Origin of the sequence: Parabacteroides chongii (genome assembly GCF_029581355.1) — a bacterium.
In the GTDB taxonomy this organism is placed as follows: domain Bacteria; phylum Bacteroidota; class Bacteroidia; order Bacteroidales; family Tannerellaceae; genus Parabacteroides; species Parabacteroides chongii.
In genome coordinates this window covers 227,050-241,099 of the sequence record NZ_CP120849.1, presented here as the reverse complement: position 1 = coordinate 241,099, position 14,050 = coordinate 227,050, and the positions used below count along the sequence as shown (strand labels likewise).

The following is a 14,050-nucleotide window of genomic DNA, read 5'->3' as shown; positions in this document are numbered from 1 at the left end:
ACAACAATGACAAAGAAAATCTTATTCTCATTTTCATTGGCAGGTGCCCTGTTGCTGACGGCATGCGGGCACCGCGAACTACCGGCAATGGGTGACTATTCCGTTCAGGTATTCCATGACACGCCGGTGAAGTTCACACCGGATCAGTATGCCGGTTATAGTGAGCCGGGACCGGATAGTATCTATCATCTGGTAAACGGACGTATCATTCTGAAAAAGGTCACGTTGCCTGACTATAAGCGCAATGTTTCTGTCAACCTGAAAGTGACGATCGCATCCAACGGCGACCGTTGGGATAAGTCGGGTTCCTGCTTTATCCTGCCGAAAGAGTCAGCGATCAATTTACTGAATATCGCTAAAGGGGAGAAACAATTTCCGGCTGTAGACAGTACGAAGCTGGAAAATATGATCGGTATCGTTTCCGGAGAAGATTATGAACCGACCGTCGAGCTGATGCGTTTTATGACACCGTTCGGGGTGGGCCATTACAGCAGTCCCGACGACTCGTTGAGCAGCAAACGCAAACCGGTTTATATCGACCAGTGGGCTGACAGCGTAAGCTGGGAGCAGAATATCACCGACTTGTATCCTTTGTTTGAAGGAGGCGCTTACGTAGGAATCTTTATCGATACCTGGACAGCCGAAGGTTATATTGCCAGTGTGACGATCGATGTAGATGAGTCGGATATTTCTTGCGATGCTTTGACGAAAAGACATGTCGAACCGTTGATGAATACGGTTTATTATATCGGCCAGTCTTATCCGGATATCTTTGCCCGCAAAGACGTCTCGACCGGTTTTACTATCCCGGAAGGTGCAAAGAACGTCCGCCTGAAATATATCGTAACTGGGCATGGCGGTCATAACGGTGGTGACGAGTTTGTCCAGAAGCAGAATGTTATCTCGGTAGATGGAGAGGAAGTTCTGAACTTCATTCCTTGGCGTAACGATTGCGCCTCTTTCCGCCGTTTTAATCCGGCGACAGGTGTTTGGCTGGAGAAACGTCTGGCTTCTTATATCGGTCCTAAAGGGTATGCCGAAAAAGAGGTGGAAGAGCCGGTCGCTTCTTCCGACTTCTCCCGTTCCAACTGGTGTCCGGGTTCCGATGTCGTTCCCGAAGAAGTGGAACTGACGGATATCCAACCTGGCGAACATACATTGATGGTCAGCATCCCCGAAGCTCAGGAGATAGACGGCAACAAGCTCAACCATTGGCTGGTTTCCGCTTATTTGGTGTGGGATGAATAAACATACGTAGGGGCGGGCAAACCCCGCCCCTACATAAACCTATTAAATCATTGTTATTATGGACACCTTACTCCCTTTCGCCCTTTTGTGCTTCACTTCCTTTTTTACATTGACAAACCCGTTGGGCACTATGCCGGTCTTTCTGACCATGACGAACGGGATGAGTGACGACGAACGTAAAACCATCGTCCGCCGTGCCACGATCGTGTCGTTTATCACCCTGATGGTCTTTACCTTCTCCGGACAATTCCTCTTTAAATTCTTTGGTATTTCTACGAATGGTTTCCGTATTGCCGGAGGTATTATTATCTTTACCATCGGATTTGACATGCTTCAGGCACGTTATTCCAAGGCAAAACTCAAAGACGAGGAGGTAAAAACCTATGTAAACGATATCTCTATCACTCCGCTTGCCATCCCGATGCTTTGCGGTCCGGGCGCTATCGCCAACGGGATCATGCTGATGGAAGATGCGAATACATTGATAAAGAAGATACTGCTGGTCAGTGTGATCGCATCCGTTTATTTTATCACCTTCCTGATCCTCCGGGCATCCACCCGGCTGAATAAGTATATGGGGGAAACAGGCAACAACGTGATGATGCGTCTGATGGGCCTTATCCTGATGGTTATTGCTGTGGTATGTTTTGTAAGCGGATTCAAACCCATAATGATTGACATACTACAACAAGCTAATTTATGATAGAAGGAATACAGGTCATCGGTTTCGATGCCGATGACACGCTTTGGGTGAATGAAACTTATTTCCTGGAGACGGAGCAGAAACTCCGTCTTTTATTGGCTCCTTATGTGGATGGGGAAACTGTTTCGGCCGAACTTTTCAGGACGGAAAGCCGGAACATGCCTCTTTATGGTTATGGGGTGAAAGCTTATATCCTTTCTGTGCTGGAAACGGCGATCCGTATCACGGACGGGAAAGTCCCGACAAACGTATTGGAGCAGATTCTTCTTTTGGGAAAAGAACAGCTGTCCAAACCGGTAGAACTTCTGGACGGAGTGGAGGAGACGTTGAATGCCCTTGTGGGCCGCTACCGCCTTATTGTGGTAACGAAAGGTGACCTGCTCGATCAGGAGCAAAAGTTACGCCGTTCGGGGATCGAACATCTTTTCCATCATGTAGAGATTATGAGTGACAAGACCGACAGGGAATATCGTCTGTTATTGAAACATCTCGACATACAACCCGAAGAGTTCTTGATGATAGGAAACTCTGTCCGTTCAGATATCCTTCCTCCGCTGGAACTGGGAAGCTATGCCATCCACGTACCTTATCAAACGACCTGGGCGCACGAAAAGGTAGATGAGTCCGTTGTCAGCCCTCGTTTTTTTACCGTCGATTCTTTATGGGATGTGATATCCTTGCTACCCTAAGCCCGGACTAAAGGTCGGTGAACTTCTTTTTCCCTTTCAGGTAGAAAGAGAGAATAAGGCTGTTGCGCATCAGTTCCGGGATAGTAGCTAGTGTTGTTTTAGCAAGGTTCTCTTTCCTTTTGACAACATAATCCGGCTTCATTTCGAAGAATGCTTTCCGGGCTTCATATACCGCTTTGGCATTCTGAATATGCCCGCATAGCAGGAATTTGGTGGCCGCAATATAATCCAGAAAGAAGCGCGCACGCATCACATGCTTCAGGTCTTTTTCGGAAAGATTCTTGTAAATCATCAGCAGGTTGTTTCGGAAATTGAGGAAGGTCTTCCGGGGACTTTCCACCTGTAAGGTAGCACCTCCAACATGATAAACAACCGATCCGGGCGTACATACCAGTCGATACCCGCGGGAACGCAGGCGCCAGCACATATCGATCTCTTCCTGATGGGCGAAGAAACCGGCATCCAGTCCGCCTACCTCCTTATAAATAGCTGTACGGATGAAAAGACAGGCACCCGTAGCCCAAAGGATATCGGCAGGTGTGTCGTATTGGCCATTATCTTTCTCTACAATATGCAGTACACGGCCCCGGCAGTAAGGATAGCCGTAAATGTCCATATAACCTCCGGCAGCTCCGGCATATTCGAAATATTCCTTATTACGCTGTGCCCTGATCTTTGGTTGAGCGGCTGCTATTGTCGGATCGGCTTCAAGAGTTGCCAGAGGGGCATCGAGCCAACTAGACGTAACTTCGACATCACTGTTCAGTAGAACGGTGTATTCATTGTCTATCTGCTTGATTGCCTGATTGTATCCTTCGGCGAAGCCGTAATTCTTATCGAGCTGAATGATTCGTACGGATGGGAACTTTTCTTTCAGCATAGCAATAGATGCATCCGTAGAACCATTGTCGGCAACGACTACTTCAGATAGTTCGGAAGGACTGTAATCAATGACGGACGGAAGGAATTTCTCCATCAGCTTGCAACCGTTCCAGTTCAATATAACAATAGCGACTTTTTTTGAATTACTATGCATCTTCTCGTTTGTATTTCCAACGTTTGTGAGTCCAGAGCCAATAAGCCGGATTACGAAGGATCATCTTCTCCGTCATGCGGGCATACGATTCGGTAATCTCGTTTTCGGCAGTTTGCTTGGCATGGGCTGTCATTAACTTCATTTCAACCGTGTAATATCCGCGCTTCACTTTTTGTACATCGAGGAAGATAACCGGCAGATCCAGTTTTCGTGCGATACGTTCGGCGCCGTTCAGCATCGGAGTGTCCTGGTTCAGGAAGTTTGTCCAGTAATGCAGGTTCGCCTTGCTTGGGGTCTGATCAGCAATGAAGATCACGATGTTCTTGTTGTTTTCGCGCTTCAATGTCATCATGTCGCGTACCGTGTCATTCTTTTTCATACCATACGAACCGAAGCGAGTGCGGAGAAAGATGAACAGGCGGTCGACTGCCTTATTGTTCAGGGGGCGGTAGATTTGCCATAGTCTGGATTCCGTGTATACCAGGCTGGAGGCACTGAACCATTCCCAGTTTCCGTAATGTCCCATCAACATCATAACCGTATTTTGTCCTTCCGCCTGTAGCTTGGTTGCGACTTCGGGGTTCTTGATGTGGGCACGGCGTAACACTTCCTCCGGCGATATGTGCGCCAGTTTGATCGTCTCGACAATATAGTCGGAAAAGTGATGATAGAAGGCTTTCTCCAGCCTGCGAAGTTCTATTTTGGACTTTTCGGGAAAGGAGGCTTCCATATTGCGGCGGACTACCCTTATCCTGTAACGGATTACCCTATAGATAAGTACATACAGGATATCTGACAGTACATATAATACCGGCATGGGCAGGAAAGCATGAACTTTGGCCCATGAATAGATCAATCCGTATTGAATTTTATTCCACATATCAGCTGTTTGTTACTAATTCACAATTCAGTGCGGTACGGTCTTCATTCCAGCCGGTCAATGTTACCCGTCGGGTCTCGTTTACCAGCGAACTGTCGTAAGGTATCTCTACTTTGATATAATTTTCCGTGAAGCCATGCATCATGCCTCCTTTCCGGGTATGTTCGAACAGAACTTCCGCCTGACTGCCGGTATGGGCATCATAGAAAGCATGTAGTTTCCTGTCGGAAATGTCCAGCAGTTGCTGGCTGCGGGCATGTTTTACTTTCGGGTCTACCGAATGGGCGATCTTCAAAGCCTGTGTTCCCGGACGTTCCGAGTAACTGAACACATGCAGTTGACTGATGTCCAGGCTGTCGATAAAGCTGCGTGCCTCTTCGAACAACTCGTCCGTCTCTCCTCGGGTACCGACAATCACATCCACACCGATAAAGGCGTGCGGCATGATCTCCTTGATCTTCTCGATCTTATGGCGGAAAAGGGCCGTGTCATAACGGCGGCGCATCAGTTTCAGAACTTCATCGCTTCCGCTTTGCAGGGGAATATGGAAATGAGGGGCGAATCGTTTGCTGGAAGCGACGAAGTCGATCGCTTCGTCTGTGATCAGGTTCGGTTCGATGGAAGAGATGCGGTAACGCACGATACCCTCCACTTCGTCGAGTGCACGGATCAGGTCGATGAATGTTTCACCGGTCGATTTACCGAAGTCACCGATGTTGACTCCCGTCAGTACAATCTCTTTACCTCCTTTGCGGGCTACTTCCTGTGCCTGTTCCACCATGCTGGCGATGGTACCGTTGCGGCTCCGTCCGCGGGCAAAGGGAATGGTACAGTAAGAACAGAAGTAATCGCATCCGTCCTGCACTTTCAGGAAATGGCGTGTACGATCGTCTGCCGAGCAAGAAGGGGAGAATGTGCGTATATCTTTCGTTTGTGAGGCGATCACTGCACCGCCTTCTTCTTTTTTCTTCAGGTCGTCCAAATACATTAATATATCCAGTTTCTGTTCGGCACCGAGAACCAGGTCGACACCTTCTATATGAGAAACCTCTTCCGGCTTGAGCTGTGCGTAACAACCCGTTACAACGATAAAGGCTCCCGGATGTTGTTTACTGATCCGGCGGATGGCCTGGCGGCATTTCTTGTCGGCAAGCTCTGTCACGGAACAGGTATTAACAACACAGATGTCTGCTTTCTCACCCGTACGGGCTTTGCGTACCCCCTGTTCGGCAAGGACCTTTCCTATTGTGGAGGTCTCTGCGAAGTTGAGCTTGCAGCCCAGGGTATAATAAGCAGCTATTTTGTTTTCAAATACGGTTTTGTCTATCATTGCGATTGAATTATCGCGCAAATTTAGCGAAAATATTCGGATAAAGTTTCTTGCGTGAGGAGTGAGAGACTTCTTTATGATGTGATGAGGTAAGTCTAACAATAAAGATTGTTAAAGGTTACGAGTGAAACAGGGATTAAGTTGTTTGTCTTTCGAATAGTACGTACATTTCGTACGAAATATCCGTATAAGTGTAAAGGTGTTCGTAGTATTTTATTATAACAAACAGAAAGAAATGAAAAAGTTAAATGCAAGTCTGGTAATGATTCTCCTTTCAATGGCAGGATTCACAGGATGCCAGCAGTCCGGTAGTCAACATGACGATCTTATCACAGTGGATGTCAGTGCCAGTTATCCCGAGAAGGAACTGGTTCTACAGGATTTTATGGATGTGGAATATGTTCCGTTGGAAACGAATGACGAATTTATTACGCAGGGCATTGTGGAAGCCATCGGTAAGAAGGTCATAATAGTAAGGAATATGCGGGATGGGAATATTTTCGTTTATGACAGGGCGACCGGGAAAGGGATAAAGAAGATAAACCGCTTTGGACAAGGTGCAGAGGAATATTCAAGTATTAACTCTATTATATTGGATGACGATAACAGTGAAATGTTTGTCTCTGACTATCCTGCACGAAAAATATCGGTGTATGATCTGTCCGGAAATTATAAGAGAAGTTTCAAGTATGCAGATACCGGCTATTATGACGATATCTTCAATTATGATCGTGATCATTTGATTTGTTATAAGAAATATTCGACACCGAAAGAAGATGAACAGGCATGCCATTTACTTGTTTCCAAGCAAGACGGAAGTGTCACCCGTGAAATCCGAATTCCTTTTAAAGCGTATAAGACACCGGTCATTACGAAAGATGATATGACGGTTGTGCCTGAGTTTCACTTGATGTTCCCCAATCAGAATAATTGGATACTTGTGAACACCTCGTCCGATACGTTGTACAACTATTTGGCTGATGGCAATATGTATCCTATCATTGTGCGGACTCCCTCCATCAATACCATGGAAACGGAAGTCTTTCTTTTCCCGACCGTTATTACCGATCGTTATTATTTTATGCGGGCTATGAAGAAAGAACTTGACTTCAAAACGTTTAGAGGATTCCCTGGTACCGATTTGTTCTATGACAAACAGGAAAAGACTCTCTCTCAGTTTACCATGTATAATGGTGATTATTCAAATAAGAGATCGATTTCATTCCTTTTTAAACCCCGCAACTCCGAAATTGCAATCAGCCAGTCTTTGCAGGCTCCTGACCTCGTCGAGGCTTATGAGAAAGGACAGCTGAAAGGCAAACTGAAAGAAATTGCAGCGGGTTTGGATGAGGAAGCCAATCCGGTGATTATGTTGGCAAAGTACAAAAAATAAGAATATAAACCGGCAGATGAATGTAGCGGTTAAGGGTTAAACTCTCCCTATCTGTTGTGTATCTGCCGGATAGTCCGTATTTTTGCCCGAAATTTAAGCATCTGTGCTATGATACAAGAGAACTTCATTAAGATATACGAGAACAGTTTCAAGGAAAACTGGTCGTTACCCGCCTTAACAGATTACAGCAAGAACGTCACTTTTACATTTGAAGATGTTGCGAAGGAGATTGCACGCATCCATATTCTGTTTGAGGAATGTCAGATACGTCGGGGGGATAAGATTGCCCTGATTGGTAAAGACAGTGCCCGCTGGTGTATTGTTTATATGGCGGCTGTAACCTATGGTGCTATCATAGTACCGATCCTGCAGGATTTCAATCCGAATGATGTGCATCATATTATCAACCATTCCGAGTCGGTGTTTCTGTTTGTCAGCGACCGTATCTGGGATTCGTTGGAAGAAGATAAGATCGAAGAGATACGCGGTGTATTCTCTCTTTCCGATTTCCGCTGCCTGCATCAGCGTGACGGCGAAAGTATTCAGAAGCTGATGAAGTCGATGGATGAAAAGATGGCAGAGAAGTATCCGAACGGATTTTCCAAGAACGATATTAAATATGCGGAACTGGATAACGACAAGGTTGTCCTGCTGAACTATACTTCCGGTACGACCGGTTTCAGTAAAGGCGTTATGCTGACCGGCAACAACCTGGCCGGTAATGTTACTTATGCCAAGACACTGGACTTGTTGTTCCGTGGCGACCGTGAATTGTGTTTCCTGCCGTTGGCGCATGCCTATAGTTGTGCTTTCAACTTCCTGGTACCTATGGCTGTCGGGGCACATGTATATATGTTAGGGAAAGTTCCTTCTCCGAAGATTTTGCTGAAAGCATTCGAAGAGGTGAAGCCGAACCTGATCCTGACCGTTCCGCTGATTTTGGAAAAGATCTATAAGAAAATGATTCTTCCCCAGTTGAGTAAGACGACGATGAAGCTGGCACTGAATATTCCTTTGCTGGATTCCCGTATCTATGCACAGATCCGTAAACATTTGGTGGATGCTATGGGTGGTCGTTTCCGTGAAGTGATTGTCGGTGGAGCTGCTATGAATCAGGAGGTAAGCGATTTCCTGTATAAGATCAAGTTCCCGTTTACGATCGGTTACGGTATGACGGAATGCGGACCGCTGATCAGCTATGACAATAATCGCGAATATGTACCAGGTTCTTGCGGGCAGATACTGAAAGGTATTATGGAGGTACGTATCGATTCTGATGATCCGTATAATAAGGTAGGGGAGATTCAGGTTCGTGGTGAGAACGTCATGAAAGGCTATTATAAGAATGAAGAGGCGACTAAAAATGTTTTTACCGAAGACGGCTGGCTTCATACCGGCGACCTGGGAACGATCGACCACGATAATCGTATCTTTATCCGTGGCCGCAGTAAGACAATGATCCTGGGTGCCAGTGGACAGAATATTTATCCGGAAGAGATTGAATCGAAGATAAACAACCTGCCTTTTGTCATGGAAAGTATCGTTATCGAGAAAAACGGTAAGTTGGTGGCTTTGGTTTATCCGGATTATGATACGGTGGACGGAACCGGTATTTCTCATACCGATCTGCCGGTCATTATGGAACAGAACCGGATTGAGTTGAACAAGCAGCTGGCTTCCTATGAAGTGGTATCTGAAATACAGTTATACCCGACCGAGTTTGAGAAGACTCCGAAGAAAAGTATTAAAAGATATTTATACAGTAACTATTGATAAATATTCAGGATAATTGCATCTAATATATTCGTTTGGATTTTATAGAAAAGAGAGTATGCTTAAAAGTTCTTATTGATATAAATTTTTAAGATACTCTCTTTTTTATGTATTTACCTCTCAGTATTATCTGGGATTAGGTAAGACACCGGGATTGATCAGTGTCTCGTCTCCGGATATCTGATGTGGTATTCGTAAGTCGCTTGGCTGGATAACCTCCCAGGGATGTGTACCGGCGTAACGACGATCCATCGGTTTATTATTACGGAAAAGATCTTTCCAGCGGAATCCCTCATAAGCTAGTTCAAGGCGACGCTCGTCAAGAACCACATCCAATATATTCGTATATCCCCGAGCCGTCATATTACTGGTTGTCATTAATTGCCCGCCGGAAAGACCGGCACGACTACGAATTGCATTCACGTCAGCTAATGCAGCTGTGGAATTGTTCAATTTTGCATAAGCTTCTGCTCGGTTTAAGATCACTTCTCCCCATCTGATCATTGGATAAGAACATAACATGGCGTCACCATCCTGATATGAGAACTTCGTGTTGAATATTTTTCTGTAGCTCATACGATTATTGGTTACAGGGGTAATCGTTACATTAATCTTATTCCCATTGTATGTGAAGAAATATTTGGGATAAGTATTTATTATTTCTTCCTCAATATATATTTTAGCACTAGTGTTAGTGAAATAATCATCAGGGACAGGATTGTTTAATCCGGGATTATTACTGAAGATAATATATTTTCCCCTGGCATCTTCTGCGAGATAACGATATTGAGACCCATAATACCAACTAGTGGGATTTGGAACCGGCCAATTGGCCATCCATTTGACGTTTTCACCATTGAAAGTAACTCCAGGAGTTGGGATCGGCTGGAAAAGATGGAAGTCTTTCCAACGTATATCATCGTCTGCATATCGGTTGAATAATTCGTACATAGGATCAGACGGGTAAATCTCACCCCAACCGGCACCACTTACCGGATCATTGAGATACATGGAGGCTACAGAACTGTTCCCTTGAGTTTCGTTGGCAAGATATCCAATGCACCAAAGTGTTTCCCGTGAGGTTTGTGTCCGTGTGAAGTAAGTGGCAAGATCAGGATCGAGAACGTCTTCCGGAGTTTTACCATTTAGCATTTCATTTACGATATTTACAACATCCTGATTTCGGCCCATATAGAGATATAATCTGGATAAAAGACCTTGAGCAGAACCTTTCCATGCGTAACTTGTATTGTCTGAACGACGATAATTACCCATTAGTTGAATTGCCTTATTAAGATCTTTTTCGATTTGGGCATAAACTTCTCTAATAGATGCTCTTGTAATTTCACCGGTTATAGGTTCTTCTGTACGAAGTACGACTGCGGGATTGTCTGCGCCTTGGGAATATGGACGAGCAAACAGGTCGCAAAGATTCATATATACTAGGGCGCGTAGAAAATAGTTTTCTCCAAGAATATGATCATTTTTTTCGGACAGTCCTTCTGTTCCTATTCTAATATTTGTATTTAAAATATTCAGTATAGAATAAGAAGAGTACCACATATAACGACATGTCGCTTCAGTATTCTGATCCGTATATTCATATGATTTCATAAAAGGGTCGGTGGTAACTCCGGCGATAAAAACGTTGTCACCACGGAATTCGTTCATTTGAAACCAATTTCTTGCATAAACGTCTCTACTGGATGAACCACCGGCCATTCCCGAACGATTTGTTTTGAACCATCTGTAAGCACCTATAGTAGCATATTCGATACCTGTCGGATCATTCGCCAATTGGTCTGAAGTCATAGTTGACTCAGGAGTCAAATCCATATCCACACAAGATGACAAGGATATGCCTAAAATAGTGGTTGCTAGTATTAAAAATTTATTTTTCATGATAAATGATCATTTTAGTTTATATTAGAAATTTAATTCAACACCGAGTGAAAAGGTACGGTTAGACGGGTATATATAGTTAATAGAACCTGCGACATCGGAAATACCACTTGCTGTAAGATCTGTTTCCGGATCAGGACCTGAGAATTTGCTGAATGTTAGTAGATTGTCACCACTGAGAAATACTCTGGCATTTTTGATATACAACTTGCTTAATACCTTTTCCGGTATATTGTACCCAATATTGATGTTACGTATACGTAAATAACTTCCATTTTCCAGGAAACGGGATGAGGGGTTTGTGGAATTTTTGTTACCTCCATAAACCGGTAACGGGTGAGTGGCAATATCTCCGGTTTTTTCCCATCTGCTCCATCCTAAACCATTATCTAATGACATCTGATTATATTGGGCTTGACGACCGTCGTTATCCATGGAAGCGCGTGCTCCGTTATAAATCTTATTTCCATATACGAATAAAATGTTCATACCGAAAGTGAAGCCTTTATAAGATAAGTTATTTAGTAAGCCTCCTGAAAATTTAGGAGTAGGAGAAGAGCCCAGCCAATCAATTTTAGCTTTTGAATAGTCATTGGTTACGCCTCCATCTTCTGTAGTCCAAAGGGGATCTCCGTTAGCCGGGTCTACTCCACGCCATTCCGGCATATACCAACCATATAATTCGTGTCCTTCTTCCAATCGTTGCCGTGCAGCGTCTGCCGCACCGACCATGATAGGTGTACCGGGTTTTCCTGGTTCACCTCCGGGTAATTTTTCCACTCGGTTTTTATTGAACCCGATATTGAATGAGCTTGTCCACTTTAGGTTTTTATTTTCAATATTTGTGCTGGTTAATTGAACTTCAATACCCTTGTTGCAGATCTTTCCTATATTTCTTAAGTAACTGTAAAAACCTGTGCTGGGAGCTTCTGGAGCACTAAACAGAAGATCCGAATTGAGGTTTCTGTAAAGATCAATGCTACCTTCAAGCCAGTTGAAAAGTTTAAAATCTATACCTCCTGATGTCATTAAACATTTTTCCCATCCAAGGTCTGGGTTTGCAAGGCTCAAGGGTTGAGCTCCCGGATTACCTAGATAAGTAACACCTGAAAATGTGTAAGCGTCCATATAGGCAAAATCACCAATATCGGCATTACCTGTTAAACCAAAACTTCCGCGAATTTTGAGGAATGTCAAAACTTTGTTCCCTTTCAGAAATTTTTCGTTGGAGGCTAGCCATCCGACACTCATGGATGGAAAGAAACCGACACGATTATTGGGGGCAAAACGACTGCTTGCATCTGCACGAAATGATGCTGTTGCGATGTATTTATCTGAATAAGAGTAGTTTAGCTGCGTAAAGACAGACCAGGTTGCTCTCGGAGTTGCATAACCTCCTGTTGCACGCATAGTGGTTGCCGCACCGGCAGATACAATTTCCATTCCTATTGGTTGTTGATCGGCAGTTGCTCCAAATCTATAATCCCCTTTGTCTTCACTGAACTCATATCCTACAAGACCTCCCAAATCATGGTTTCCTATGCGATGTGAAGCTTTGAGGAGCGTTGTGTTTTTATAACCACCTAGCGGATAGGAGGAGTTATCTTCTATGTGACTTCCTTGAGTGATACCGTTCCAAGTCTGGCTGGCATCTCGTGAATCATAATAAACTTTTTCCCAATGTTGTGCCCGTTCTAAACGTACGGTATTGGTCGCTGTTAACCATGGGAAAATATGCCAATTAAGCACAAGATCAAGGTTCATACGCGTGCCGCCTTCCTTGTTATAATTATATTGATAACCATGCCAGGGATTCTGGCGGTTCGCATAAAACCATCTTTGGTCTGCTGTCGGTATCCCTGCAATATTGACAGGATCGCCGTTTTCGTCAAATGGGTTATCCCAGGGAATACCGCGATAAGCCATTTCACTGAATGTGTTTGACCAAAGGTTGTTTTTTTTGTTTTCACGCATGTTCATGCGAACGCTTAGATCAAGAGTACTGGAAAGTTGTGCGTTGAAATTTAAACGTATGTTGCTTCGTTTATAGGATGTACCGGGCATTGTCCCTTTTTGATTGTAATGATTGAGACTGACCATATACGAGGTGTTTTTTGTTCCACCTGTAACTGAGGCATAGTAATCCTGGGCATTACCTGTTTTGAATGTGTTACCTAACCAATCATAATTCCGTTGTTTGAGAGTTTGTGGAAAGTCTGCTTCGAAATTAGGTATCCCCCATGATTCCCATAGATTGTAGAGTTCTTCTCCATCCATGGGCTTGAATCTGCCGAAAAGAGCTTGAGTAAGGGCAGCATTCACTCTTACTGTTATTTTGGGTGTCTGATTCCGTTTTCCTTGTTTGGTGGTAATTACGATAACACCGTTTGCTCCTTCTGCTCCATAGATGGCAGTAGAACCGACATCTTTTAAGACTGTTACTGTTTCTACGTCGTTGGGATCGTAGGTACCCCCCGGGATACCGTCGACTACGAATAAGGGACTTTTCCCCGCGGTAATAGTTCCCACACCGCGAATAACTAAATTGGCCTCCGAACCAGGGGCACCACTACTGTTGGTTACCATCAATCCTGAGACTTTGCCTTGAAGCATTGAGCCGAAGTCTGATGTAACGTTGTCAGTTATGGCTTCGCTGTTCAATGTGGTTGCCGAACTTGTCATTATAGCTTTTCTTACGCTTGTATATCCGATAACGACAACTTCATCCAGAACTTCACTGGACCCCATGACTACATCGATTGTAGTCCTGTCTCCTACGATTTCTTCGACTGTAGTGTATCCGACATATGAAAAGACTAATGTCGCATCAGAAGGTACATCACTGAGTGTGTATCCTCCGTCAATATCTGTAACTGTTCCAGAAGAGGTTCCTTTAATTAAAATATTAACTCCGGGTAAGGTTTCGTTCCCATCGGACGAAGTAACCTTTCCTGTTACAGTTTTCTGGGCAAATGCAGTTCCGATTGTAAGGACAAGAATTCCTATACAAATTAAATGCACTTTTCTGAATAATTGTAGATCCATGGTATTAAATTTAGATGGTTTATAAATAAAGTAAATAATTGATTCTCGGAT

The 14,050-nt window shown here is 44.2% G+C and carries 10 protein-coding genes; 5 read left to right on the top strand and 5 right to left on the bottom strand.

The genetic code is table 11. The features are described 5' to 3' along the window. The first annotated feature begins 6 nt into the window (after window positions 1-6). Genes P3L47_RS01100 through P3L47_RS01090 form a run of 3 tightly spaced genes read left to right on the top strand, consistent with a single transcriptional unit; the run spans window position 7 to window position 2,640 of the window. Entirely contained in the window at window positions 7-1,248 is a 1,242-nt protein-coding gene (locus P3L47_RS01100; RefSeq protein WP_277782445.1) for a PNGase F N-terminal domain-containing protein, read from the top strand. A 58-nt stretch (window positions 1,249-1,306) separates the two neighbouring features. After that, window positions 1,307-1,951: a MarC family protein gene (locus P3L47_RS01095; RefSeq protein ID WP_277782444.1), complete on the top strand. Its 645-nt coding sequence runs from the start codon at window positions 1,307-1,309 to the stop codon at window positions 1,949-1,951. Further along, a complete protein-coding gene (locus P3L47_RS01090) occupies window positions 1,951-2,640 on the top strand; it encodes an HAD family hydrolase (RefSeq protein WP_427910561.1) in 690 nt (229 codons plus the stop codon). Before P3L47_RS01095 ends, P3L47_RS01090 begins: the two co-directional genes overlap by 1 nt. A gap of 7 nt (window positions 2,641-2,647) precedes the next feature. On the opposite strand, the gene P3L47_RS01085 is transcribed toward P3L47_RS01090, so the two are convergent. From P3L47_RS01085 to mtaB, 3 genes are read right to left on the bottom strand one after another with little or no spacing between them, the layout of a single operon-like run. Next, a complete protein-coding gene (locus tag P3L47_RS01085; RefSeq protein WP_277782442.1) occupies window positions 2,648-3,676 on the bottom strand; it encodes a glycosyltransferase family 2 protein in 1,029 nt (342 codons plus the stop codon). Then, window positions 3,669-4,556, bottom strand: a complete 888-nt coding sequence (locus P3L47_RS01080) for a lysophospholipid acyltransferase family protein (protein WP_277782441.1) — start codon at window positions 4,554-4,556, stop codon at window positions 3,669-3,671. Before P3L47_RS01080 ends, P3L47_RS01085 begins: the two co-directional genes overlap by 8 nt. Window position 4,557: 1 nt before the next feature. After that, entirely contained in the window at window positions 4,558-5,886 is a 1,329-nt protein-coding gene (gene mtaB / locus P3L47_RS01075) for a tRNA (N(6)-L-threonylcarbamoyladenosine(37)-C(2))-methylthiotransferase MtaB (RefSeq protein WP_277782440.1), read from the bottom strand. 235 nt (window positions 5,887-6,121) lie between these two features. On the opposite strand from mtaB, the gene P3L47_RS01070 reads away from it, so the two are divergent. Both P3L47_RS01070 and P3L47_RS01065 read left to right on the top strand, forming a co-directional pair. Next, a complete protein-coding gene (locus tag P3L47_RS01070; RefSeq protein WP_277782439.1) occupies window positions 6,122-7,279 on the top strand; it encodes a 6-bladed beta-propeller in 1,158 nt (385 codons plus the stop codon). A gap of 108 nt (window positions 7,280-7,387) precedes the next feature. After that, window positions 7,388-9,052 carry an AMP-binding protein gene (locus P3L47_RS01065; RefSeq protein WP_122362401.1) on the top strand — a complete coding sequence of 555 codons (1,665 nt, stop codon included), beginning with the start codon at window positions 7,388-7,390 and terminating at the stop codon, window positions 9,050-9,052. Window positions 9,053-9,178: 126 nt separating this feature from the next. Here the strand turns inward: P3L47_RS01065 and P3L47_RS01060 are convergent, their stop codons facing one another. Together P3L47_RS01060 and P3L47_RS01055 are read right to left on the bottom strand one after the other, a co-directional pair. Beyond that, window positions 9,179-10,888, bottom strand: coding sequence for a RagB/SusD family nutrient uptake outer membrane protein (locus tag P3L47_RS01060; RefSeq protein ID WP_277782438.1), 1,710 nt, complete (start codon window positions 10,886-10,888; stop codon window positions 9,179-9,181). 90 nt (window positions 10,889-10,978) lie between these two features. Further along, on the bottom strand, window positions 10,979-13,999 hold the full coding sequence (locus P3L47_RS01055; RefSeq protein WP_277782437.1) for a SusC/RagA family TonB-linked outer membrane protein: 3,021 nt from the start codon (window positions 13,997-13,999) through the stop codon (window positions 10,979-10,981). Window positions 14,000-14,050: the final 51 nt, after the last annotated feature.

Coding starts and splice junctions, on each gene's coding strand:
- P3L47_RS01100 (WP_277782445.1), top strand. CDS start 7: ATGACAAAGAAAATCTTATTCTCATTTTCATTGGCAGGTGCCCTGTTG.
- P3L47_RS01095 (WP_277782444.1), top strand. CDS start 1,307: ATGGACACCTTACTCCCTTTCGCCCTTTTGTGCTTCACTTCCTTTTTT.
- P3L47_RS01085 (WP_277782442.1), bottom strand. CDS start 3,676: ATGCATAGTAATTCAAAAAAAGTCGCTATTGTTATATTGAACTGGAAC.
- P3L47_RS01080 (WP_277782441.1), bottom strand. CDS start 4,556: ATGTGGAATAAAATTCAATACGGATTGATCTATTCATGGGCCAAAGTT.
- mtaB (WP_277782440.1), bottom strand. CDS start 5,886: ATGATAGACAAAACCGTATTTGAAAACAAAATAGCTGCTTATTATACC.
- P3L47_RS01070 (WP_277782439.1), top strand. CDS start 6,122: ATGAAAAAGTTAAATGCAAGTCTGGTAATGATTCTCCTTTCAATGGCA.
- P3L47_RS01065 (WP_122362401.1), top strand. CDS start 7,388: ATGATACAAGAGAACTTCATTAAGATATACGAGAACAGTTTCAAGGAA.
- P3L47_RS01060 (WP_277782438.1), bottom strand. CDS start 10,888: ATGGATTTGACTCCTGAGTCAACTATGACTTCAGACCAATTGGCGAAT.
- P3L47_RS01055 (WP_277782437.1), bottom strand. CDS start 13,999: ATGGATCTACAATTATTCAGAAAAGTGCATTTAATTTGTATAGGAATT.